This is a genomic window from Thermorudis peleae, assembly GCF_000744775.1.
GTDB classification, from domain to species: Bacteria; Chloroflexota; Chloroflexia; order Thermomicrobiales; family Thermomicrobiaceae; genus Thermorudis; species Thermorudis peleae.
Map to the genome: position 1 here is coordinate 583,534 of NZ_JQMP01000001.1, position 23,354 is coordinate 606,887.

Sequence of the window (23,354 nt, forward strand, 5' to 3'; positions counted from 1 at the left end):
GCAGCGCCCGAGAAGCAGGGGTGCCATTGCACAGAGAGGAGTATGCCGATGTCTGTTCCCGAGCATGCTATTGCTGACGACCAAGCACGTTTAGTCCTCGATCGGCTTCATGCTGAAGACGCCGCAGAGCGTGCCGCTGGCCTGCCGACTGAAGAGCGCATCCGCGCGGCGACGCCTGCCACTGGCGCTTTCCTCTACGCCGTCACGCTTGCGCTTCGTCCTAAGCTGGTCTTCGAGATGGGCTCGTCCCATGCCTACTCAACGATCTGGTTTGCTTTGGCTGCTCGTACCTATGGTGGCCAGGTCATCGGCACGGAGATTCGCCCCGAGCGAGTGGCGCGTGCCAACGCTAACTTAGCCGAAGCTGGTCTTGCCGATTGGGCTCGCGTTGAGGCAGGGGACGCCGCCGAGATTGCGCGCCAGCTCAACACGCCAATCGATCTCGTCTTCATCGACGCGGAAAAAGACGACTACAGCCGGCTCTTCCTCGCTGTTATCGACGTCGTGCGTCCTGGCGGGTTAATTCTTGCGGACAACGTTATCTCGCACGACTGCCGCGCCTATCAAGATCTGCTGCGATCCCGCTCCGACGTCCATACGATCACGCTTGCTGTTGAGCGCGGCATCGAGTGGACTGTCAAGCAGTGGTAAGGAGCAGACGATGAGCGAACGCTATGATGTCATCGTCGTTGGGCTCGGCGTAATGGGTGCTGCCACAGCCTGGCAGCTGGCCAAGCGTGGTCGACGCGTTCTCGGACTCGAGCAGTTTACCCGCGGCCACGACCGAGGCTCGTCACACGGACGAACTCGGATCATCCGCGCTGCCTATTATGAGTCTCCGGCATATGTCCCGCTCGTGCGACGAGCCTTTACTCTTTGGAATGAGCTGGCCGCCGAAGCTGGTAAGCCACTCTTCCTGCGAACCGGCGGACTCTATCTCGGCCAGCCAGCCAGCGAACTCGTCGCTGGCTCGCGACAGAGCGCCGAAACACACGGTATTGCCCACGAATTACTCGATGCCCAGGAACTGATGGCACGTTTTCCCGCTTTGCGCGTTCCGTACGAAATGGTCGGGCTCTACGAGCCGGACGCTGGCCTGCTCTACGCCGATGAATGCGTTGGCGCGCTGCTCGATTGCGCTGCCCAGCACGGCGCGACCCTCCGGTTCAACGAACCTGTATTCCGCTGGCAAGCTGATGGTGCAGGTATCCGTGTCGAAACCGCTCAAGGGCAGTACTCGGCCGACCGGCTAGTGCTCACAGCCGGAGCATGGATCGGCCACCTGCTTGCTGAACTCGGCTTGCCCCTGACGATCTGGCGCATCCTCCACGTCCATTTTGCGCCCGAAGGCGACGATGGGCGGTTCGATGCTGGCCATCTGCCCTTTGTCCTCTGGCAAGACGATAGCGGTATCTACAGCGCGTTCCCAGCCTTGCCCGGGCAAGGCGTCAAATTTGGCCGCCATGATACCGGCGAGCCTTGCACTGCTGAGACCGTACGCCGCACCGTCACTGACGAAGAAGTTGACGACCTGCGTTACCAACTCAACCGTTACCTTCCCGGCGCAGGCGGCTCGGTGCTCTGGTCGCTGACCTGTCTCTATACCATGACGCCTGACCACCACTTCATCATTGACCGACACCCTGCATACCCGCAGGTCATCTACGCGAGCCCCTGTTCAGGCCATGGTTTTAAATTTGCAAGTGCTATTGGGGAAATTCTCGCCGACCTTGCGACCGAAGGCACAACATCGCACGACATTGCGCTCTTCGCTGCAGCGCGCTTAGGCATCGGCGCCAACGCCTAGTGTTCGTCGCATCAGGATGCGTTCGCATCGTGCGGGGTGAGCCCCAGAGCTTGGAGCGCTCGGTCAACTGCTGTAGGATCGAGCGCTCCAAGCCATGTCTGTACAATCCGTCCATCGGGGGCGATGAGGTAACTCCGTGGGATAGCATAGACGCGCCACTGACGGCTAACGGTTCCGTCCTGATCAAGTGCCGTCACCCAGTGTAGTCCATGTTGCTGGACAAACACTCGCACTTGATCTGCTGGCTCAAGTTGATTCACGCCGAGAACGACGAGCCCAGCATCCCGATAGCGCGTCAGCAACGACTCAAGCGTCGGCATCTCAGCTACGCAGGGCGGACAACCTGACGACCAAAAGTTGACGAGCACCACATGGCCTCGATAAGCAGAAAGGCGCACTGGCTGACCATCCAGTCCGGTTAGCGTGAAGTCGGGCGCAGTGCTGCCGACTGGCAAGGCTGCGTACGCAGGATCGCTCTGCGTAGCCGACCGCGTCTGGTGCGCATGCCAGAGCACCATGGCGCCACTACCAAGCATGCCACCGAGAGCGAGGCCAAGGATTATCAGAAGCACACGCAGCCAGAGTGGGAACGGACGCGCTGGTGTTGGAGACGACGAGACGCCAGAGGTCGTCATACTACTCAAGCCTCCTGGGGAGCAGTGCGTCATTCACCGCCTCTCCCAGCTTGCAAGTATAGGCGCCTAGTCCCAGGCAAGGTCATGGAACTGCCGGTCAAAGTACACGAGCGGATCGTCAGCTCGACCACGCTCGAGTGCAACGACTTCACCAACGAAGATCGTATGGTCACCGCCCTCATACTGAGCCCAATGTCGGCATTCGATCCACGCGAGGCAGCCGTCGATGAGCGGAATGCCGAGGGCACCAAGGCGATGAGGCACTCGGCTGAACTGCGGGTCGGCTAACGGTGCACGTCCTGAAAATTGCTCGGCGAGAAACTCTTGCTCACGTGCCAAGATGTTGACGACAAAACCCGGCGATGCGGCAACGATATCGTGACTCTGAATCTCCTTGTCAAGACAAATCAGCACAAGCGGTGGATTGAGGGAGAGCGAACAAAAGGCGGTGACGGTCACGCCGTGGTAGCCCTGTGATCGCTTTGCCGTTACCACGGTCACTCCACTGGCAAACCGCGCAAGAACATCGCGGAACGCCATCGGATCGATCATCGACGTCCTCGCTCTCTACCATCAGGGAGTGCTCGGGGCAGTGACATTGGCGTCACGTGTCATTAGGCCGCTAGCGCAAGTTCGACTTCACGCGCGAAGGTTATAGCATCAACGAACGCTTCTGCTAGCAAGCTTGCCCGAATCTCGGGCAACCGAACACGATCCCACTCGCCGCGCTCGTAGGCGAGGACACTCTCGAGCACCTCGCCAAACTCGCCTTCGTGAGCGAGCAAAGCGCGACTGACCTCTTCGGTCAGCGGCAGCGAGGCGAGGAGTTCATCCATTGGCGTGTCAAGCAGCACATCGAGCACAGAGAGGAGTCCGACGAGGAAATACGTTTCGCGGTTTGGTCGGCCAAGCATGCCAGCGATCAACTCGCACATCCGCGCCCGGACCACAGCCGTAACCATGAGCTCACGTGGTTTGTCGGTCACACCCGCTAGCACGATCAAGCTCACCCAGGCAGCAATTAGGCGAGTCCCCAGCAATAACAGCGCTTCCCGCACTGACGACACCCGCTTGCGGCGACCATACCACGCTGAATTGACTAACCGTAGCAGCTTATAGGTCAGGCTCACATCAAGCGAGATCAACGACTCGAGTTCCGAGAACTCGATTTCTGGATCATGCAGTCGGGCGAGAAGGAGCAACGTTGAGCGACTCGTCGGACTCCGCCGTCCTCCAAGCGCGTCAGGCGCATGCAAGAACGGCCCCTGGAAATAATCGACGCCGAGATCACGGCATCGTGTGAATGTCGTGTAGTCGCTGACGTTGGCAACGAGGAGCCGTAAGCCAGCCTGGCGGAGCCCCGCAACACGCTCAGGGAGCGCCAGGATATCTTCTTGGGCAAGATCAATCCGCGCCATATCGGCCCACTCGAGCACCGGGTCGCCAGGGGTTGGTAACGCTGGCACATCGGCCAACACCCAGCATCCTCGCATCGCCAGCGTGCGTAAGGCGTCAAAAACCGCTGGGTCAGTTACTGGAGCACGAACTTCGAGCACAAGCCGGTCACGCGGTAGAATCGTGGCCAATGATTCAAGTTCGCTGACGAGGAACTGCTGAGGCAAAGCCAAAAATGCGAGCCGATCACCCACCAAGGTCTCAAATCCGACTTCAATGAAGACATCAACGAGCAAGCGGGCTGCGCCTTCGGGGTCAGCCAGTCGCGCCGAGAGGGCACCCGATGGCTCAGCACTCAGCGCATAGCCAACGACCTCAAGGCGCCGATCGAAGATCGCTTGGCGGCGCAGAAACAGGTCACGCACGCAGGCGCTCCCTCCGCTCTTTCTTCATCATCGGCACGCAGTGTGAGGGCCCTTTATGGGAATATTCTCTCAGGACAGAGTTCCTAGCGCCAGGAGATGCTACCTGGGCCTTGCCTTATTCACAGGGAAGGATAAGCCATGGCTACACGAATCTTCTGGGTCGACGCGTTTACCAACCGTCCTTTTACAGGCAATCCAGCCGCGGTTTGCCTGCTCGCTACACCGCGTCCCGACACATGGCTCCAACACCTTGCCGCAGAACTGCGCTGCTCCGAAACCGCGTTTCTCCTGCCGGATAGCGATGGCTTCCAGCTCCGCTGGTTCACCCCAACCACGGAAGTTGATCTCTGTGGACATGCCACGCTTGCCAGCGCCCATGTTCTCTGGGAAGTAGGACTTCTCCCCCTCGACGCCCCAGCCCGCTTTCAAACCCGCAGTGGACTCTTGACTGCGGAGTACCGTGACGGCTGGATCACACTCGACTTCCCGGCGACACCTGCGCAACCAATTGCAACTCCACTCGCCCTTGTCGCAGCACTCGGTGTTGAGCCGCGCTTCGTCGGCCAAAGCTGCTTTGACTACCTCGTTGAACTCGCCGATGAAGCAACAGTCCGCACGCTTGCACCAGCGATGGAACAAGTCGCTGCGCTACCAGTTCGTGGGGTTATCGTGACGAGTCGGGCTGAGCCCGGTCGCGACTACGACATCGTCTCGCGCTTCTTCGCACCCCAGCTTGGGATTCCGGAAGACCCTGTAACGGGCTCGGCACATTGCTGTCTCGGCCCGTTTTGGAGTGCACGGCTCGGCCGCAACACCATCACGGCCTACCAAGCCTCGCCACGAGGTGGTCTACTCCGGGTCCAGGTCACTGACTCGCGGGTCTTCCTTAGCGGCCAAGCTGTGACCGTGCTGCTCGGTGAACTCCTGGCATAGCTACCGTCCTTCGGCTTGCGCAGCTACGAGCTCACGCCAGACGGGACCATCTGGGAAGCGATACTGTGCTCGAGACTCGGGCTTCATCTCAATGCTGTACCCAGGACGCTCCGGAACCTGATAGCGCGCATTGCGTACAACCACCGGGTCAACGAAATGCTCGTGCAGGTGATCGACATACTCGATCACGCGGTCCTCCATGCTGCCACTGACAGCGATGAAGTCGAAGATAGAGAGGTGCTGCACATACTCACACAAACCAACACCACCAGCATGCGGACACACGGGTACGCCAAACTTGGCCGCGAGGAGCAGCACCGCGAGCACTTCGTTGACCCCACCAAGCCGGCACGCATCGATCTGACAGATCTGTAGCCCCTGGGCTTGCAAATATTGCTTGAACAGAATCCGGTTGGCACAGTGCTCACCTGTCGCAACGCGAATCGGAGCCAGGGCTCGTGCAATTGCGGCATGACCGAGAACATCGTCGGGGTGCGTTGGCTCCTCAATCCACCATGGCTCGAATGCTGCCAGCTCGCGCATCCACGCAATCGCCTCAGGTACGTCCCAGCGCTGGTTCGCATCCATCATCAGCTTGCGTTCCGGGCCAATAACTGAACGGATCAGCGCGGCACGCCGCCGATCAGCTTCGAGGTCATCACCGACTTTCATCTTGATGGCAGTGAAGCCCTGAGCCAGTGCCTCACGCGTGAGTGCCACAACTTGCTCGTCTGAATAGCCGAGCCAGCCAGCCGAAGTGGTGTAGGCTGGATAGCCCTCAGCCCGCACGTGCTGTTCTCGCTCTGCCCGACCTGGTTGCTGGCGCCGCAAGAGATCAAGCGCTTCCTCTGGTGTCAGGGCATCAGTAATGTGGCGGAAGGGAATACATGCAACCAGTTCCTCCGGTGAAAGGTCGACCAAGAGCTTCCAAAGCGGCTTCCCCTCCGCCTTCGCCCATAGATCCCAGATTGCATTCACAATTGCCGCCGTTGCTAGGTGAATGACACCCTTCTCGGGCCCAACCCAGCGCAGCTGACCATCAGAGGTTAAGCGATACCAGAAACGGGCAAAGTCGCGGGTAATCGCCTCGAGCTGTGTTCCAATCACCAGCGGAGCCAGACTCTGCACAGCAGCGACGCAGAGTTCATTGCCTCGTCCGATCGTGAAGGTGAGACCATGCCCTTCCAGTCCCGGCTGATTAGTCGACAGCACAACGTAGGCAGCAGAGTAATCTGGATCGGGATGCATCGCATCAGATCCAGTCAGGGTGCGCGACGTTGGGAAACGGATGTCCTCAACTGTTACCCCCGTAATCGTTAGCGACATTGCGCTTCTCCTCTCAGCATGCGATGTCCAGCCTAAAACGCCTCAGCGCCACTACTCTGCCGCTCATGGCGCCTGCTGACAAGAGGGAACGGCGAACGTTACGCTGTCGAAGGGGTCACTGCTGGAGCACCGAACCGTTCCTGAAGCAATGCTAGCGGGGCATGCCACGACAGCGTGAAGCCGTCATCTGAGCGGGTAAGCCAGCCGAGGTCCTCAAGCACCTGGAGGTAAGCACCAAGCTCAAAGCGCGTATACGGCGGCGGCTCTGTACGACCATTGGCACTCGATGACCATGCTAATGCTGCATTGAGCACCGCTTCAGCCAACGCGAGCGTGCTCGCTTGCTGACCACCGCTCTGCCGAAACACACTCGCAATGAGAGGGAAGAGAGGGTGATCGCGAACCAGGCGCTCAAGCTTGAGACGTTGTGCCAAGAATCGCTTGCCGTTGTCACTCAGCTTAAACTTGCGATATCCGCGCGAGACACCGTCACGCTGGAAATTCCCAGTCTCATCCCGCTCAAAGTCCGCTTGGTATGCACACTGTCCACAACGCGGACAGTGATGCGCCGAGCACGACGGAATTCGCTGTCTTATTGGCGAGAGAAGGCCAAGCCGCATCAGGAGCAAGAGCGAAACCTGCTGCGGCTCCCAATAATGGATACAGGCAACGTCTTCACCAATCTGTTGCAAGACCATGGCAATCCGTGCATCAGCGCTCATCGCATGTCCTCTGCCGTAAGCGACAGGCTCGGCACAATACGCGCGTGGTTCGCAGCAGCCAAGCGCCGCAAGCAAGCGAACAGCGCACGATAGCGCTGGCGCGCCTCGCGTTCCTCGGCCGATGCCTGCTCGGAAGGCTCAGCAGTAAACGTTGCTGGATCCCCAACGATGACAAGCAGATATTGCGCACGGGAAAGCGCAACGTTCATCCGCCGCCAATCAGCATGCAATGAGCCGATATTGTGTTGCGGGTTGCTGTTGACCAGGCTCAGCACGATGATTGGCCGCTCACCACCTTGAAAGCGGTCAACGGTATCGACGCGCACATGCTTGAGCGCCGGATCACGCTGGGCAAGCGTGTAGCGGATCAGGGCGTTCTGCCGACGATAGGGTGAAATCACACCAATTCCCTGTACCAGCATTGGCCGAGCGTCCTCGGGAAACGCTGCAATCCAATCACTGAGGAGTCGAGCGATAATCTCTGCCTCGCGGGGATTCGCCCACGATTCTTCACGCAGCCCACTTGCCCCTGCACCAGTATCGCGAGCAGTTGGATCATCTGTCGTCTCAATGAGAATGATTGGCGGATCACCACTCAGCAGACCAGGTACTGGCGAAAGACCGTTCATTCTCAGCCAGTCGGCTAACCGTTGACGTGCAACCTGCTCCGTACCTGGAACCAGTTGCCCAGCGTAGAACGTTTCACTGACCAGCTGGCAAATTGGCGCATTCATGCGGTATTGCTTGTGCAATGTCTGCAGCGCATCAGGATAGAGGCGAGCAAGGCGCTCAAAAGCCGAGGTCCGGAGAGAATCAGTATCGCGCAGACCCAGTACTGCGAGCCCTGGATATGGCGGTGGCTTAATCTCCTGTGTTACGACTGGTGGCAACTGGAAATGGTCGCCTACCAAGATTAACCGCCCCTGGTAGCCAGGCGGCAAACGGCGGAGCGCTTGCAGCATCGCTGGCTCAGTCGCCTGCCCTGCCTCATCGACAATCACCGTGTCGAAGCTGAGTCCACGCACCTCGGCTGATGCCGCTGAGCCGAGCGTACCGACAAAAATCCCAGCATGCTCAAGGATCGTCTGCCCTCGACGAATCGTCTCCCATAGCTGTCGGACTGCCATATTGACTGCCGCCGTGTCATGCTCCTGACCATTCAGCGACCGCGCGATCTGTTCCAGCACCTGGGTAAGCTGGAGACGCTCCGAGAGAACATGTTCTTTGACTCCTTCTTCTAGACGACTCTGTCGACCCGCCCCAAAGCGCACGAGGAATGGCGAAAGCCTGGCATCGAGACGACGGAGCTTTAAGACGACTTCGTTTGCCGCGCGATGGGTATTGGCAAGCACCAGCACTGGCCGACGATCGGATACGGGCTGAAACAGTTGCTGCATGAATACTGCGCGAGCAATCGCCGCAATCAGTTGCGTCTTACCTGTACCTGGTGGCCCTTGAATCAGCAACAGATCTCCCGGCTTCATCGCGAGAGCAGTCGCAAGGATTGTCCGTTGCTCGTCATTCAAGCCAGCAATAAGCGTCGGGGGCAACGCCTTGGTCTCGACCGTGGCGGGCGTTACTGGTGGACGGACGCCGAGCAAGGTTTGAGCGAGCGCTGGCAATTCCGAGAGAAGCAGCTTCCGCCCGCGCACAGGAGCGCTTTCCATGGTCATCAGCAAGAAATCAGTGAGTCCTTCAAGCTGCCACTGACGCATATCATGCCCAGTAATCAGGTCAAGGCGGAAGGTGTGGGCATCCTCTGGCAACCGGTCATCCTCAAGCACAACCGTAATGCGACGCTCTTCTACTGCCCGGACGTGTCCCTCGACGGACAGGAGTTGGCCCGGCAAATACTGCTCTGGGGTAACAAGCACTGTGTCATCCTCGCGAATGCGCGTATCAAGCGGCTGCTCGCGCTCGAAACATACAAGATGCTCAGTGCGATCCGCGATGCGCAGCCCCTGAAGGGTAATACCGTCCTGTAGTTCAAGCGTGGTCGCTGGCGTCGCGATGAGATGGAACAGCGCCTCACGGCTCTGACGCTCTTCTTCCTTGAGCTGACGATGGAACCACGACCAGTAGCGAAAGAGACGGTCTGGCACTGTTGAGAAAAGGTTGCGCAGTGGTGGCACTTCAGCCTCAGTGAAGTTGGTCGCCTTCCAGCCACGGCCGCAAAGGCCACGCGATCGTGCTGGACAAATCGAACAGGGAGGGGCATCGGCCATCAAATCGAAACGACCTTGCAGCTCCCGTAGACGAAAGCCGGCGCCTTCGCCAGCCATCACACGGTCAAGCCGTTGCCGGTCATATCCGGTGAACAGTCCACTGGCGATGCAATAGCCGATGTTGCGCGCTTGGGCGATGAGGTCAATACTGTGTGGATCGTCAGACTTTCCCCAGGAGATCTTGGCGCGAATGGTCAGCGCATGCTGTGCCAATGAAAACGGCCGAACGGCCCCACTTGACTCGATGAGCTCGACTCGCGCATCCGCTGGCTGCACACCCAGACTGCGCAGAATCTCCCAGTACGCCATTGCCTGGAGTCCACCTGGGTGGCGCTCACCGGACGTCGGGTCACGCTGCGCACTCAGATTTGTCGTCTTGACTTCAACAACACACCAGGGATGCCCCTCGCTCGCAGGCTCCTCAATCCGATCCACCCGACCTGAAATCCCGCGTGATGGTGAGTATAGTAGGCGCTCCAGATACAACCGCCGAGGCTTCTTGTCGTCCTGCCAGGCTGTCTGGCAATGCTCAATGACTGTCGAGCGAGCATTAAAGGCATGCCGCAGGTCTGCCTCGGGCACATTCGCTAGCGGGTTGCAGAGCAAGACGAGCTGTTCGGCGAGTTCCCGAAAGAGAGCAACATGGTATATCGCATCGATACCATCAGGGTCAGCACCATCGATCAGGGCAGCCGCGACGCGACGATAAGCCTCGTGGATAACCTGCCCTCGCACTTGGTTACTGGCCGAGCGCGCCTTTCGCGTATCATGGCTCACGCCCAAGAAGTTTGTGAAGAGCATTTGGAGCGGGCAAGAATAGACTGTTTCCAGTTGTCGTCCAGTAAGGGTGTACTCTGGAGCAATAATGAATTTGAGCAGCACAACGATACGCTGGCCACGCGGGGTATCGGCAGCGACCGCTTGCAACAACTGCAAGCGTAGCGGTTCCTTCATCGTCTCATCCCCTTGCGCAGCCCGAAGTTGGCGAGCACGAAGAACAGCACGCAGTGTTGGATAGTAGTGAGAGAATGGCGATTGCTGCTGGCAGCTCGGATACCACTCGTGAGTATAGACCATAGCCCGACCGAGGGTTGTTCCATCTTCGGCCTTCACCGTCAGGGGGATACCGCCCCTATCGGGAAGCTCGCCATCCAGCGTTACCAGGACGGGGACATCGAGCCACTGCGGAACGCCAGGTGAATCGTGCAAGCGCGCCCACGCCTGCCGAGCACGCTCGCTAAGCACTGCACAGCGGTCGGACATCGCCGCCATGGTCATCGTGTCTCTCCCTGCCTCCAGCGTCCGAGATCGCTACGCTGGTAGAGCGCTAGTGAGAACCGGTTGATCTGCATCGTCAGGTCACGCTCGTAATACTGGCTCAACAGCGTCAGCAACGCCTCCTGCAATTCACCCGGATACACTGCTCCTTCCTCAGAATGCCCGCTTTGGGGTTGCGCTTCCGGGAAGAATGGGAACAGCAGCAATTGGATGAACTGCCGCACCCGGTTAATGAGATCGACGACGTACTCGGACGTCCCAATGATATGCAGGTGGCGCTGAGCAATGCGGAGTAACGTGACCAGCGCATCGAGTCGCGCACCATTGCGGATGGCAAGCCGCGCTTGCAGGAACTGCCACGCAGTCCACGCGATAGCTGCCTCACGATCAGCGCTGTCTTGGCTGCTTCCGGCGCGGATGCTCCACCAGAGATCGACAAGTCGCTGAACCTCCACACGATAGAAGAGTCGCTCTTCTTCCGGAAGGCGATCGAGCGTGTCAAGCAGAGCAAGCACCCGGCGTTCAACGGGTGGGCGACTTGAGAGTTTTTCCGGATCCGTATCGAGCAGACTCGCGAGAAAGAGGGAGAGTTCCTGGGCAAGCCCAACGCGCTGCTGGGTTTCAGGCAAGCGAGCATACTGAACGGCAGTGGCTAAGTACCAGTTTGCCTCTGTTACATCCCAGGTCGTCAGCGCTCGTAGCCCAGCATCGAGGGCAGCAATCGCCAAGTCTTCCGTTGGACTAATAACGCTCCCTTTCAGCTCTAACAGGCCACGAGACCGCTCGGCGGCGAGCGTCGCGACCGCGACTTCGATCGGCCCACCACGCCCCTTCGGCCTGACAACCGGATCCTCGCCGCTAAACCGTGCCGCGTTCAATGCCTGGACACGCTCACGGACCAGTTCGAGGACGCGCCACGTTTCCTCCTCATGAGCAAAGACATCGTTGCCAGGTCCGAGTCCCTGCGTCTCCGAGGTCGGCATTGTCATACGTTTCGCCTCACTGCGGGATCCCCCACGCCTTACATCGTCCGTACGACAGTCTCACTATACCGCGCCATCGGGGTACTCGGGAACATCAAGAGAGTTCCAGCGTGCTGAGGCCGGGTTATAATCCGCGGCCAGAGTTGCCGCGACATGCCGGGAGCGGAAGGGATAGCGACATGATGGTAGTGCAGCAAGGGCACGAACGACCTAGGCCGATGGCCGGACGCGAACAGCCGCCACGCGATGCCGTGGTGCATAACCCACGCCTAACTGTTCTTGACCACCCGCTAGTGACAACGCTGCTCACGACTCTCCGCCATCAAGCGACTCCAGCCGACGCGTTTGCTCATGCGTTGAACGAGCTTACCCGCTTCACGCTCTGGGCAGCGCTTGCGAACGAACCTCTTGAGACTGTCCGTGTTCCCTCACCAACCGGACTTGAGGCGCCAGGCGGTCGGCTGGCTAACGGCCTCGCCCTGGTGGCCATTGCACGAGCAGGACTTGGCATGCTTGTCGCGGCCCGTGCGCTGCTCCCAGAGGCACCTTTCTACATCATCGGTGCTCATCGAGATGAACAGACGCTCGAGCCAACGATTCTCTTTACGAGCCTACCGCCGTCTTATCAAGGACTCCGGCATATTTTGCTCCTCGATCCAATGCTCGCTACTGGAGGCTCAGCCGTTGCAGCGCTGCGACATCTTCGTCAGGCTTTCAGTGGCGCTATCACCTATCTCGGAATTATCGGAGCACCCTATGGCGTCCAACAGGTCTTGAATGCCGACGCGACTGTTCGTATCGTGCTTGCCGCACTCGACGATCGACTTAACGACCAGGGCTTCATCCTTCCAGGGCTCGGCGACGCTGGTGACCGGCTCTTCGCAACGATTCCCATTTAGCGCCTCAGCGAGGCGCCACTATCCAGTAGGGAGTTGATCAAAGGAGACCGGCTGATACGGCACTTGTCCATACCGCCAGCGAGCGTAGTGCTGGCCAACGTTGCCCATCTCCACCTGCCAGCCAGCCGGGTTACTCGGCGTGTAGGTCAGACACCGTCGCTCAAAGCACTGGATAAGGACATCTTTCACTTGGCCGCCAACCGTAGCCCGCACCCAGTAGGGCTCGGTAATCGGCAGGCCGGTCGCGTAGAACAGCGGAGAGAAGAGCGGACCGTTGACGAGCCGTCCATTCTGGTCAAGCAACCCTTGACTGTTGAGATATGACCAAAAAACGCTGGCGACACGATGCCCCGTCTCTGTGATCAGCGGACCGGCTGTTACGCCATAGGATGCCAGACGCGGATCATTGCCAACCGTGGCATCGCGTGACAGCGTCTGCGTGACTGGTGCACCCTCACCAAGAGGCGGAGCAGTCAGTACACCGCGGAAACTCGCATACGTTGGCCCAATCGGATCGTCTGGATCACCGGCAACGGGAATCTGCGCTGGCACGCGCGCCTCGAATGTTGCATCACCAGTTTGCTCGAGGCCAGTAATCAGTTCCTTTGCGAGGAGGCCGGTGGTCACATACCAGGGGCTGGACTGATCTGCCGTTGGCCGGGTAATCTCCATCCGCGCCTTGTCGAAATAGGCCACGAGGCGAACACCGTGCGGTGCGTCAGCGTACGACTCCTCGGTGGCGAAGAAGAGCGTCGGCCCCCAGAGCCAGGTCCGCTGCACCTGGCCATTCTCAACTGGTTGATCCGCTGTCTGCCATGTCCGCAGGAAGCTCAGCAGCATCGCTTGGATCACTGCTGCTTGGGCATCAACAACCCCTGCGCCAGCGCCTGGTTGCTGCGGGGGTGAAAGCGGATGAGCTGTCTGCGTCAAGATTGCACGGACTTGTTCAACCGTCAGCGTTGGCTGGACGGAACGCATCAGGGCCACAATTCCTGAGACAATTGGCGCGGCAAACGACGTTCCTGACGCTGTTCCCCAACTTACCGCGTGTCCATCCCATGTTGTCGTCAGATTATCGACAGCTGGCGCGACGACATCCACACGCGTTACCCGCGAGGTAAAGCTCGCCAGCTTGCTCCCATCAGCCGTCGTGCCGCCAACAGAAATGACATGAGGCGATGTCGCAGGGAACGTCACCGAATCGGGTGTGTTTCCCGCAGCAGCAACGACAACAACCTGATGAGCATAGGCATAATCAATTGCTTGCGAGAGGGTAGCGCTCGGCCCATCAGCACCAAGGCTCAAATTGATGACAGCCGCTCCTGCATCGACGGCAGCATAGATCGCCCGGGCGATTGTGCTGGAGAAGGCACCATTGGCATCTCCTACCTTGTAGGGCAAGATTTTCGTGTCCATCGCGATCCCAGCAATCCCCAGGTGATTGTTCCCTTCGGCAGCAATAATTCCTGCTACTTCAGTGCCATGCCCAACTTCATCTTCGGGAGTTGCATCGCCACGCAGGAAGTCGTAGCCAGGCAACAACCGGTTGGCGAGGTCCGGATGATTAAGTGCTACCCCCGAATCGATGACCGCGACGACAATATCCGGCCGTCCGGTTGTCAAATCCCAGGCTTGCGGCGCATGAACCGTTGTCGCCCATGTTTGCTGGCTCAGTAGCGGATCATTCGGCGTATACAGCCAGTGGAGCAGGACATCTGGTTCGACGTACGCCACATCGGGCGATTGCCAAAGGCGGCTTACGGCATCAGCGGCTTGTGCGGGCGAAGCAAATGTGATGGAGAGCTGGTCGCCATGTGGCGTAATTGGCTGAACCTGTGCATGGGCACGCAACTGCGAAAGCGGATCGTCCACCTGTGCAAAAGAGAGGAATGGGTTAGAGGGTGACCGCTGGGCAGCAGTATGATGCGTCGGTGAGGCAAGCCAGACAATCCAATGGACTGGTTGTACCCCCGTCGCATTCGCCTGTTGCGCTGCGGCCGGCGGTACGGATGCAATCATGCCGAACACAAGGCACCACACAGCAACAAGCCACGCACAACGCAGCCACACAACAGACTGCCCCAGGTATCGACCCTCCTGGCACCCCCTCACCCCAGCCAGTCCTCCTTGTCACTCCTGATGATCTGCCCTTGCACGGAACGACCCACCGTCAAATCACTGCCTCACGTCGGGAGAGGATACCACCGGATACCGACTTGCTCACGCTCCCTCTCGTCACCCTTGTCTGTCTTCGTCTAGACTGCACCTAAGACAATACGGGGAGCAACTCGTAGGCAACCGTGACGGAAAGGAATTTCCTTGGATGTTACGCCGCCTCGCTCCTTGGCAACGTACGCTTTACGCTCTCTGGTTCGCGCAGACGTTGACAATTATCGGCTTCAATTTGCGCACACCTTTTCTTCCACTCTTTCTCGCCCAGCTTGGCGCAACCGATCTCCGAGAACAAGAACTCTGGGCTGGGGCAATTAACGCGGGGGGCGCAGCCATCATGGCTGTTGCAGCCCCAATCTGGGGTACACTCGCCGACCGCCATGGGAGGAAGCTCATGGTGCTCCGTGCCATGGCCGCTGGATCAATCACGATCACCCTCATGGCACTTGCTACAGCCCCTTGGCAACTCTTTGTCCTGCGCCTGATTGAAGGGGCATTTACTGGCACCGTTACCGCATCAACGACCCTTGCAGCGAGCATCTCACCGCGCGAGCGTCTCGGGTTTAGCCTCGGGCTCATGCAAATGGCAGTTTTCTCAGGCAGCGCTATTGGCCCGCTCATTGGTGGTGCACTGGCCGATACGGTGGGATACCGGTTAAGCTTCGCGCTTGCCGGTTCACTCCTGTTGCTCTCCGCAGGGATCGTTTTGTTCCTTGTTCATGAAGATTTCCACCCAGAAAGTGCCGTCCAAAGCACCGCCCGTGAGAATTCGCAGGCAACACTCCAACTTCTCATGAACGCGACGATGGGTGCGCTGGTCGGAGTCCTCTTCGTTGCCCGCTGCGCCAATACTGCTCTTCAACCAATCCTGCCCATCTTCATCGCGATCTTGACACCAAATGCTCACGCGGTGAACACCATCGCCGGTCTAACGCTTGGGATTGCCGGACTCACGAGCGCCATTGCCTCAGTCGTGCTCGGCCGAACGGGCGACCGAATCGGCCCTCGTCCGCTCTTGCTTGGCGCTAGCATCCTTGGCGGCTTGAGCTACCTCCCCTTAGCATTCACTACCTCAATCACGCACCTTGTCGTGCTCCAAGGGATATTCGGGATTGCTCTTGGTGGTATCTTGCCAACTGCCAACGCCCTCATCGCCCAACTCACCCCTCCAGAGCGCCGCGGCGCGATCTACGGGTTCACAACAACAGCAACAGCGCTCGGCGGCTTTATTGGTCCGCTCGCAGGGACGACACTCGCCGCCACAATCAGTCTTCGTGCAATGTTCCTCAGTATCGGATCACTCTTACTTGCCACGAGCCTCTGGCTCGCACTTGCCTTGCCCCGCACAGCTGACCTAGCCCCAGCTGAGGCGAGAAAGCAGACGCGATCATCACCCTAAGAACACGGTTGAATGAGGGGGATCAGCATAGAATTCCAAGAGTATACGTGAGGTTACACGAACGTGTACGAAGGGAAATGAGGTTAGTGTCCTGCACGGCGTTCTCGCCACTCTTGCGCTACAACTACCCTTAACGCCACGGGGCGACCAAGCAACTCTTCGAGAACCGCCTGAACAACCTTCACCGCCTGCTGCTGCAACCTCCGGCAGAGCACTTGGTTCGGCGCACCAAGCACCAGCGTGCCATCGGACTCGATCCCGATTAGCGCGGCAGGACGAATCAGCACATCGAACTGAAGCGGCGAAAGGCGATCGCGCAGCACCTCAAGCGCCATCGCCCACAATTGTGGCAGTGTCAACCCCTCAGGAACCCGTGGCGGTGGATCAGGAGCGCGGTCCGCGAATGTTGCAGGGGTTGGGGTTACAGGAGGCGCTGGCGAAGCCCGGGCACGTACGTCATCTTCGGCCGCGGGGTCATCAGCCTGGCCAAGCGTCACCCGTAGCGGAGTGCCAAGAGCTGCTGAAAGGGCAGCGCTCAGACGAGCCGCTAACTCATCAGCAGCGAAATGCTGTCCGGGAGCAGCCCCCTCAGGCCAGGCAGGCGTTTGCTCATGTTCAGCCATCGCTGGTGTCCACCCACTTGCCTGCTGCCGTCTACCACGATCAGTTGCTCCCCGTCCACGTCCGCCTACGGACGACGCAGCGCCCGGCCGAATGGGCGAGCTCCTCCGCGCTGACCAGCGGTTAAGGATTTCACGAATTCGTTTAGGCGCCACAAATGCTGAGCCACTGCTGACTGCTTCACGGATCGCCGCGATGACCCAGCGTTCACCAGATTCACCGATGGCCAATGCCGCTGGGGAGAAGAATTCGACCAACTCTGCCAGCAGTTCACGCTCGAGTGGCGTGGCAGCCCGACCATTCGCTGCCTCGTAACACGCCACGACCGCGTCGAAGGACACCGCCGGTTCACCATTCGATGCGTCATGGTCGTCCTGTGAGGCAACTGGGTCGGTGAGACTGCTTGACAACGCAGGTTCCACTGTTGTCTCTTCCGCTTGCCCATCCCATGCCGTGAAGACTTTATGTGCCGAGGATTCCATACCGACGGCCTCGTCCAATTTGCCACCCAATCCATCCAATGCCGTAGCCTTTTGATCATAGTTTGTCACCCCTTTACTCCTCGTTGTTGTTACCGGGTATTGTTCATACGTTCTGTTCTCGGGAGCAACAATGGTTGCCTCTTCGCTGTTGGCAGAAGCAACAATGGGTGGCTGTGTCAGCGGTAAACCATGGTTGTATGGAGCAACAGTGGTCGACGCTGCACTGTTGTATTGAGCAACAACGGTCTCTGAAGCGTTGTTGCATTGGTCAACACTGCTTGGTTGGGCTTGGTCATCGATCGGCGAGTCGTGCCTGTCTCGGTCTGGCGCTGGCAGGGCACGGGGGTCCTCCGCTGCCGTTCGTGTTGTCCCGTTGCGTCGACGGTGATGGCCAGCTTTGGTTCGCGCCGAGGTGCGCGCCTCGTCTGCGGCGGCACGTGCAGCTAACTGCTGCCATAGCGGATGAGTGCGAAGCGCTGGTAAGAGCCGATGCCAGACGTTATCACGGTCGATCGGTGCAAAGCGGGGCGAGAAAATATGCCGAATGTAGCGATAGACTGCTTCGTCAGTAGCCGCAAGTTCTAATACACGGATAACCGCGTCGATGGTGAGGGTAAAACCCTCGCCACGATCTTTGACCCGGTAAAAGTTGTGTGGCACACGCCAACGCCGTCCAGCCTCATCGACGCGCGTTATCATCTCTTTGCGAATCTCGATGAGGTCGAGGGCAACCAAGAGCTTATTGATGGTGATGAGTTCCGCTCGATCTTCGCCGTAGAAGGCAGCTTCCGCCTGCTGGCTTGGAAAAGCGTAGCCTCGATAAGGCGAGTCAGCACGCTGATCGGTCCAGACGGTATAGGAATTCAGCAACCCCACCCCTTTTAAGCCGATGAGTGGGGCAAATTGCGTAATGATGGTGTTCCAGTGCCAAAACCAACCGCGCCGGCGCTGATCGTCACCTGTCCGGACAGGTGACGATCGCGACTGCTCAGGCTCGCGAGCTTGCGGTGAACCAGATTCGTGCGGTGCGCGCACCCTGGCACTCCCTTCGGGCGGCTGGGCCCATTGCCGTCCGCTGCTCTGCAGTGTAGCGGGTTTTCGTGATCTCGTCAATACGATGACGGAAGAAAGTGAATCAATTTGTTCAATGTTTATTGTGGAAAATAATGTGATGAATTGGCATGCTTTGAGGTTGCCCTGTTGTGCCGGCTGTTGGAGTTGTCGTGGAGTGGTGCCCTCATGAGGAGGTGTTACGGTCCGTGCGGGGCGTGGCTTGCAGCGGTGTCGGCGCTGCTTTGTGTGTTTCTCGGTGGTTTGTACGCCCTGTCGTTTTGCTCGCTTTCGTGGCTGCAGGTCTATTTTGGCGCGAGAAGCTCTCGAAAACGTAAGGGCGCCAAAAGCCGTTCTTCGTGCAGGGTGAAAAGTGGAATATCGAGTATAGAATTGGTTGAAGTATCACGTGATAATTTTGCTTGATCATTTCCGTGGGGTATATTTGGAGAAAGACGGGCGTGATGCTATTAGCTTTGTGGGGGTGGAGAAGTGGCTATTGTCTTGCCTTACCGAACTGAGCCGCGGCTCTTGTGGCAAGTGCTGGAGTATGCCAAGGGGAAAGGGGTTGATCGTGATACGCTTGAGGCTCGCCTTGGAAGCGGTGAGGCGTTGCGTGAGGCGTTGAATGCTCTGGAGCAACTCGGACTCATTGAACGTGGCGATGGCGCAGAAATTCGCTTGACCGATGCTGGTAACCGGTTGGCTTATGCCGAAAGCCCCGAGGAACGACAGCGCAAGCTTCGCGCTGTGTTGCTTCGCTATCCCCCGTATGGCGTGCCACTTGAACGCGCTGCAGCAGAAGGATGGTCGGCGATTGAGTCGGCTTGGCTTGAACGGATCTGGCAAGTTGACTTGCGCCTTGGTCAGCCACGCAACCGTGTGGAGGAAGCGCGCACCCTCTTCTTCCGTCTCGCTGAGGAGGCCGGGTTTGGCACGTTCCGTCGTGGTGTGCGTGGGCAACCCTCCCGTCTCGTTCTTTCTCCTGACTTTGCTGACCAGCTTGCCGCTGCCCGGGAGTTGCTGGCGGAGTCCTCGGCGACCACAGCACGCGCCGACCAAGCTGAGAAGCCAGAACAGCCGATGCTCTCTCCAGCGATCATGCTTCCTGGCAGTTCGCCGATTGCACTTACGATTACCGTCGATATGAGCACCTGGGAACTGGAGAAGATCGAGGCGTTTCTGCGCATGGTGGGGTTGCTGCCTTTGCGCTAGTGCCGCTGTTGGACGAAAAGGCTCTTCGCTATGCTTGTAACGTGGGCGCTGTTGTGCGTACGGTGCCCACCGAGCGAGGAGGCTCTGATATGTCGAATCAGACGGCAGCACGTGAGCGGCGACTACGATGGGTGCGGTATCTTGCCCTTGCAGCTACCATTGGCATGTTCCTCGTTATCGTCATGGGGGCAACCGTGACGAATACCGGATCAGGCGAAGGATGTGGCCGCTCATGGCCGCTTTGTCATGGGCGTTTTATCCCCACGTTTGCCGTGGCGACGTTGATTGAGTTTAGTCATCGCTTTGTCACGGGAATTGAGGGAATTCTGCTTCTCGTGCTCTCTGTTGGTGCACTTCTCGTAGCTCGGCAGCGTCGGGAAGTGCAAGTGCTCGTTCCGCTAACGCTGTTCACCTTGGTCTTGCAGTCTGGCCTCGGAGCCTGGGCAGTGTTGCGCCCCCAGCACCCGCTGGTGATGGCATTGCACTTCGGTGTTTCGCTCACAGCGTTCGCAAGCGTGCTCCTGCTGTCTGTCGTATTGTGGGATCAGGTGAGTGGAGATGCGTATCGCGATCGCCCGCTCCCTTCAGGTATGACGGCGCTTATCTGGGGTGTCTTCCTCTTCACATATCTGGTCGTCTATCTCGGTGCGTATGTCCGGCATAGTAACGCGAGCCTCGCCTGCCTCGATTGGCCGCTTTGTCACGGCTCGCTGTTGCCCAGCTTGCACGGCGCAGTCGGTGCGGTGGTGCTCCACCGCGGGGCGGCGTTTATCGATACGATTCTGATTGCGCTAATGGTTGCGTGGGCATGGCGCTTGCGGACGACGCGGCCTGATATCTGGCTTGGCAGCCTGCTTGCGTTGATCAGCATCCTCGCTCAGTCGGCGAGTGGGGCGTTTGTCGTCTTCTCGCGTATGCAACTGTTCTCGACGTTATCCCACAGCGCAATTGTGACGCTGCTCTTTGGATTCCTGTCCTACTTGCTTCTTCATACGCTACCGCGTCCAGCGGTGTCCCGAATGGAGCGGACGCTCCAGCACGTGGTGGCGCCTGCAGCGGGGGGCGAGCCGTAGCAAGTGTGCGCAGTGTAGGCGCGGTAACGTTGTCCGTGCAAACAATGTGCTTCTCCCTGGTGCTGTCAAGCTGCTGCAGTTTCCGGTAGACTCTGGCTAAGGGCTTCCCAACTGTCTACGCCGATGCCGGCGTGGTGTGGTAGTCGTGTCAAAACGCTCAGTCAAAATGTCCAGAAGCAGGGAGGGAGTGCGCTTGTCGTCGAAGACGCGCCATCAGGTCGCATCTGATGATCAGTGTTGGCCACCGAACCTGGTGCTTGCGCAACACGGGCCGTACTTTGACGTGTTGACGCCGAGTGGAATTGTGCGGTGCGTTGTTCGCGGCAGTCTCAAACGCACCCGTGCTCGAACTGACCTTGTCGCCGTCGGTGACCGTGTTGTTGTTCGTCAAGTAGCGCCTGGTGAAGGGGTGATTGAGGCGGTTGCGCCACGTCAGCGCGTCTTATCTCGACGGGCTCGTGGGAGCGATGATGCAGAACAGGTTATCGTCGCAAACATCGATCAGTTGGTTGCCGTCTTTGCTGTGGCGCAGCCTGATCCTGTCCTGGGCATACTTGATCGCTTCCTGATCATTGCTGAGGCACAGGATATCCCAGCGATGATCTGCCTCAACAAAATCGATCTCGATCCAGATGGTACGCGGCGACGCCTCTTTGCGCCGTATAGAACGGCGGGCTATCCGATTGTTGAGACGAGCGCGCAAACGGGTCAGGGTACTGATGTGCTCTGGTCCATGCTCCGTGGCAAGCTGTCGGCTTTTGCCGGGCCATCGGGAGTCGGGAAGTCGAGCTTGGTCAAAGTCTTTCGCCCTGACTTGACGATTCGAATCGGTGCCGTCAGTGAAGTTACGGGCCGCGGTCGGCACACCACGACCACAACGACACTGATTCAGCTTGATGACGAGACGTTCATCGCCGATACTCCTGGTATTGGCACGCTTGGCTTGTGGGGCGTGCGTGCAGCTGAGCTTGACCGGTGCTTTCCGGAGTTTCGCCCGTATCGTGAGGCGTGTTACTATCCTGACTGTCGGCACCGGGCTGAACCTGGTTGTGCTGTTCGTGAGGCGGTCGAGGCAGGGAAAATTGACCGGGGCCGCTATACGCGTTATCTCGATGTGCTTGATGAGCTAACAGAGACAGAGCGAGTTAGCTGGCGTGCACGGTAGCGTGTGAGAGAGGGATGGTGGAAGATGAGCACGAGCGTTGAAGCGTTTCGGGCGGCGTTGCGGCGCATCTTACAGGATCAGCACCAAGCGCTCCGTGAGGTCATTGACGGCTTGGATAGCGACGCGCTCAACTGGACACCGGGGCCAATGACCAATTCCCTGTCGGTCCTCTGTGCTCATCTCCTGGAAGCTGAGCGATTCTTACTTTCGACGGCGTGCGGTGAAGAGTATCCCCGCGACCGAGAGGCAGCGTTTCAGTATCGTGCACCAGATGCTGCTGCACTCCGTGCCATGATCGATCAGGGAGAAGCGACAGTTTTGTCCCTGATCGATCGGTTGAGCGAGGATGACCTGGTCGCGGAGCGCGCCCCAGCGGCAGACCGACTCGGCCGTCGCGGGCAGGGCGTGTGGTGGGCGTTGCGCGCAGTTGAGCACAACCGTGAGCATATTGGTCAAGCGCTCCTGACCCGTCAGCTTTACGAACAGCACGCTGCGGCACGATCCGAATAAGCACATCGGACAGTGCTACCGGCGTGCTCTGTATTGAGGTCGCTCACGCTGGTGTCACTCAACTGGACGCAGCTTCGTCGAGTGATTCCGGCGGCATCGTAAAGAAGAGCTCACGGACATCAGTCTCAAAGCGCTCGAGATGTCTGCTCATCGCCTCTCGTGCCGCTACCGGGTCGCCAGCCATGATGGCAGCGTACACATCCTCATGACCACGATGGGAAAGTCGGCCACGATTGGGGATCTGACTGGTGAGTTGCCAGCCGTGACGGAGGACAGCGACAAGAGGGCGGCGAGCTTCACGTAAGAGGCGATTGTGCGCAGCCTGCATGATTGCCTCATGAAAGGCAAGGTCGAGCTCGATATACTGTGCAGCGTTGTCCAACGCTTGCCGCATGGCAGTAATGAGCTCAGTGAGCGTCTGTTGGTCGTGCTCATCACGGCGGAGCGCGGCAAGTTCTGCGGCGTTGGTTTCTAGAATGCGACGAAGCTCGAGAATTTCTTGCAGGACCTCGCGACCTTGCCCTGCGCGAAGCGACTCGAACAGGACAAGGGGGTCGAGGTAGTCCCATTGCTCAGGAGGTTGAATCCACATACCGCTACCATGACGCACTGTAACGAGCCGCTTGGCCGCGAGCACTCGCACCGCTTCGCGGATCACCGTTCGGCTTACACCGAACTGGCGAGCCAACTCTGGCTCCGTTGGCAGGCTTGTCCCCGGTGGGAGTGTGCCGCTAGTGATAAGCTGTGTGAGTTGCTGGACAACACGCTCGTGCAGACGCTGCTGGCGAACTGGACGCACCGTGCCCGACGATGTCAGTTCCATCAGTTGTACCTCCATCTCTCCACTGGTTCCCGCTGGCCAAAATTCGGGAAAGCCTCTCTGAGAGTATGCCTGAGGGCGTCCGAAATCGTGGACGGCGTGCAGAGTGCGAAGCTGCTACGCCATTGATATGGTCATCAGGAGAGCATGATACGTATTAGGGGCCACGGAGGCAAGCGATGTCCGTTGCGCTTCGGTCTGGCCTCTGCGCTCAATGAC

General features: G+C 58.8%; 19 protein-coding genes. 9 read left to right on the top strand and 10 right to left on the bottom strand.

Annotation, left to right across the window (positions count from 1 at the left end; all coding sequences use genetic code 11):
* Window positions 1–48: 48 nt before the first annotated feature.
* A complete protein-coding gene (locus N675_RS02650; protein WP_038037721.1) occupies window positions 49–651 on the top strand; it encodes an O-methyltransferase in 603 nt (200 codons plus the stop codon).
* Between the two features lie 10 nt (window positions 652–661).
* Window positions 662–1,807 (top strand): N-methyl-L-tryptophan oxidase, encoded by a 1,146-nt coding sequence (gene solA, locus N675_RS02655; protein ID WP_038037722.1) that lies wholly within the window; start codon window positions 662–664, stop codon window positions 1,805–1,807.
* Window positions 1,808–1,818: 11 nt separating this feature from the next.
* On the opposite strand, the gene N675_RS13430 is transcribed toward solA, so the two are convergent.
* From N675_RS13430 to N675_RS02670, 3 genes are all read right to left on the bottom strand, one after another.
* A complete protein-coding gene (locus N675_RS13430) occupies window positions 1,819–2,442 on the bottom strand; it encodes a peroxiredoxin family protein (RefSeq protein WP_051913925.1) in 624 nt (207 codons plus the stop codon).
* A 66-nt stretch (window positions 2,443–2,508) separates the two neighbouring features.
* Window positions 2,509–2,994, bottom strand: a complete 486-nt coding sequence (locus N675_RS02665; protein ID WP_038037723.1) for a flavin reductase family protein — start codon at window positions 2,992–2,994, stop codon at window positions 2,509–2,511.
* A 62-nt stretch (window positions 2,995–3,056) separates the two neighbouring features.
* Complete coding sequence (locus tag N675_RS02670; protein ID WP_038037725.1) at window positions 3,057–4,262, bottom strand: EAL and HDOD domain-containing protein; 1,206 nt, start codon at window positions 4,260–4,262, stop codon at window positions 3,057–3,059.
* Between the two features lie 138 nt (window positions 4,263–4,400).
* On the opposite strand from N675_RS02670, the gene N675_RS02675 reads away from it, so the two are divergent.
* Entirely contained in the window at window positions 4,401–5,195 is a 795-nt protein-coding gene (locus tag N675_RS02675) for a PhzF family phenazine biosynthesis protein (RefSeq protein ID WP_038037726.1), read from the top strand.
* Here N675_RS02675 and N675_RS02680 read toward each other — a convergent pair whose 3' ends face one another.
* From N675_RS02680 to N675_RS02695, 4 genes are all read right to left on the bottom strand, one after another.
* Window positions 5,196–6,521, bottom strand: coding sequence for an L-fuconate dehydratase (locus N675_RS02680; RefSeq protein ID WP_038037727.1), 1,326 nt, complete (start codon window positions 6,519–6,521; stop codon window positions 5,196–5,198).
* 98 nt (window positions 6,522–6,619) lie between these two features.
* Window positions 6,620–7,243, bottom strand: a complete 624-nt coding sequence (locus tag N675_RS02685; RefSeq protein WP_038037729.1) for a hypothetical protein — start codon at window positions 7,241–7,243, stop codon at window positions 6,620–6,622.
* Window positions 7,240–10,746: an ATP-dependent helicase gene (locus N675_RS02690; protein ID WP_038037730.1), complete on the bottom strand. Its 3,507-nt coding sequence runs from the start codon at window positions 10,744–10,746 to the stop codon at window positions 7,240–7,242. Before N675_RS02690 ends, N675_RS02685 begins: the two co-directional genes overlap by 4 nt.
* A complete protein-coding gene (locus tag N675_RS02695) occupies window positions 10,743–11,735 on the bottom strand; it encodes a hypothetical protein (protein ID WP_038037731.1) in 993 nt (330 codons plus the stop codon). The genes N675_RS02690 and N675_RS02695 overlap by 4 nt, the downstream gene beginning before the upstream one ends.
* A 173-nt stretch (window positions 11,736–11,908) precedes the next feature.
* Here N675_RS02695 and upp point away from each other — a divergent pair, with 173 nt between their 5' ends.
* On the top strand, window positions 11,909–12,628 hold the full coding sequence (gene upp, locus N675_RS02700) for a uracil phosphoribosyltransferase (protein WP_231577901.1): 720 nt from the start codon (window positions 11,909–11,911) through the stop codon (window positions 12,626–12,628).
* Window positions 12,629–12,646: 18 nt separating this feature from the next.
* Here the strand turns inward: upp and N675_RS02705 are convergent, their stop codons facing one another.
* Complete coding sequence (locus tag N675_RS02705; RefSeq protein ID WP_156100785.1) at window positions 12,647–14,647, bottom strand: S8 family serine peptidase; 2,001 nt, start codon at window positions 14,645–14,647, stop codon at window positions 12,647–12,649.
* A gap of 304 nt (window positions 14,648–14,951) precedes the next feature.
* Here N675_RS02705 and N675_RS02710 point away from each other — a divergent pair, with 304 nt between their 5' ends.
* A complete protein-coding gene (locus tag N675_RS02710; protein WP_038037732.1) occupies window positions 14,952–16,199 on the top strand; it encodes an MFS transporter in 1,248 nt (415 codons plus the stop codon).
* Between the two features lie 83 nt (window positions 16,200–16,282).
* On the opposite strand, the gene N675_RS02715 is transcribed toward N675_RS02710, so the two are convergent.
* Entirely contained in the window at window positions 16,283–18,337 is a 2,055-nt protein-coding gene (locus N675_RS02715; RefSeq protein ID WP_038037733.1) for a DnaA N-terminal domain-containing protein, read from the bottom strand.
* A gap of 507 nt (window positions 18,338–18,844) precedes the next feature.
* Here N675_RS02715 and N675_RS02720 point away from each other — a divergent pair.
* From N675_RS02720 to N675_RS02735, 4 genes are all read left to right on the top strand, one after another.
* The gene (locus N675_RS02720) at window positions 18,845–19,567 is read left to right on the top strand and encodes a helix-turn-helix domain-containing protein (protein WP_038037734.1); all 723 of its coding nucleotides are present in this window, start codon (window positions 18,845–18,847) and stop codon (window positions 19,565–19,567) included.
* A gap of 89 nt (window positions 19,568–19,656) precedes the next feature.
* On the top strand, window positions 19,657–20,640 hold the full coding sequence (locus N675_RS02725) for a COX15/CtaA family protein (RefSeq protein ID WP_051913928.1): 984 nt from the start codon (window positions 19,657–19,659) through the stop codon (window positions 20,638–20,640).
* Between the two features lie 193 nt (window positions 20,641–20,833).
* Window positions 20,834–21,805, top strand: coding sequence for a ribosome small subunit-dependent GTPase A (rsgA, locus tag N675_RS02730; protein WP_051914000.1), 972 nt, complete (start codon window positions 20,834–20,836; stop codon window positions 21,803–21,805).
* A 24-nt stretch (window positions 21,806–21,829) separates the two neighbouring features.
* Window positions 21,830–22,315 (top strand): DinB family protein, encoded by a 486-nt coding sequence (locus N675_RS02735; RefSeq protein ID WP_038037735.1) that lies wholly within the window; start codon window positions 21,830–21,832, stop codon window positions 22,313–22,315.
* A 58-nt stretch (window positions 22,316–22,373) separates the two neighbouring features.
* On the opposite strand, the gene N675_RS02740 is transcribed toward N675_RS02735, so the two are convergent.
* Window positions 22,374–23,138: a FadR/GntR family transcriptional regulator gene (locus N675_RS02740; protein ID WP_051913929.1), complete on the bottom strand. Its 765-nt coding sequence runs from the start codon at window positions 23,136–23,138 to the stop codon at window positions 22,374–22,376.
* Window positions 23,139–23,354 lie beyond the last annotated feature (216 nt).

What these genes read in the sequence shown, in the direction of transcription:
- N675_RS02650 (WP_038037721.1), top strand. Translation starts at nt 49, where the DNA reads ATGTCTGTTCCCGAGCATGCTATTGCTGACGACCAAGCACGTTTAGTC.
- solA (WP_038037722.1), top strand. Translation starts at nt 662, where the DNA reads ATGAGCGAACGCTATGATGTCATCGTCGTTGGGCTCGGCGTAATGGGT.
- N675_RS13430 (WP_051913925.1), bottom strand. Translation starts at nt 2,442, where the DNA reads ATGACGACCTCTGGCGTCTCGTCGTCTCCAACACCAGCGCGTCCGTTC.
- N675_RS02665 (WP_038037723.1), bottom strand. Translation starts at nt 2,994, where the DNA reads ATGATCGATCCGATGGCGTTCCGCGATGTTCTTGCGCGGTTTGCCAGT.
- N675_RS02675 (WP_038037726.1), top strand. Translation starts at nt 4,401, where the DNA reads ATGGCTACACGAATCTTCTGGGTCGACGCGTTTACCAACCGTCCTTTT.
- N675_RS02680 (WP_038037727.1), bottom strand. Translation starts at nt 6,521, where the DNA reads ATGTCGCTAACGATTACGGGGGTAACAGTTGAGGACATCCGTTTCCCA.
- N675_RS02685 (WP_038037729.1), bottom strand. Translation starts at nt 7,243, where the DNA reads ATGAGCGCTGATGCACGGATTGCCATGGTCTTGCAACAGATTGGTGAA.
- N675_RS02690 (WP_038037730.1), bottom strand. Translation starts at nt 10,746, where the DNA reads ATGACCATGGCGGCGATGTCCGACCGCTGTGCAGTGCTTAGCGAGCGT.
- N675_RS02695 (WP_038037731.1), bottom strand. Translation starts at nt 11,735, where the DNA reads ATGACAATGCCGACCTCGGAGACGCAGGGACTCGGACCTGGCAACGAT.
- upp (WP_231577901.1), top strand. Translation starts at nt 11,909, where the DNA reads ATGATGGTAGTGCAGCAAGGGCACGAACGACCTAGGCCGATGGCCGGA.
- N675_RS02705 (WP_156100785.1), bottom strand. Translation starts at nt 14,647, where the DNA reads ATGATTGCATCCGTACCGCCGGCCGCAGCGCAACAGGCGAATGCGACG.
- N675_RS02710 (WP_038037732.1), top strand. Translation starts at nt 14,952, where the DNA reads ATGTTACGCCGCCTCGCTCCTTGGCAACGTACGCTTTACGCTCTCTGG.
- N675_RS02725 (WP_051913928.1), top strand. Translation starts at nt 19,657, where the DNA reads ATGTCGAATCAGACGGCAGCACGTGAGCGGCGACTACGATGGGTGCGG.
- N675_RS02735 (WP_038037735.1), top strand. Translation starts at nt 21,830, where the DNA reads ATGAGCACGAGCGTTGAAGCGTTTCGGGCGGCGTTGCGGCGCATCTTA.
- N675_RS02740 (WP_051913929.1), bottom strand. Translation starts at nt 23,138, where the DNA reads ATGGAACTGACATCGTCGGGCACGGTGCGTCCAGTTCGCCAGCAGCGT.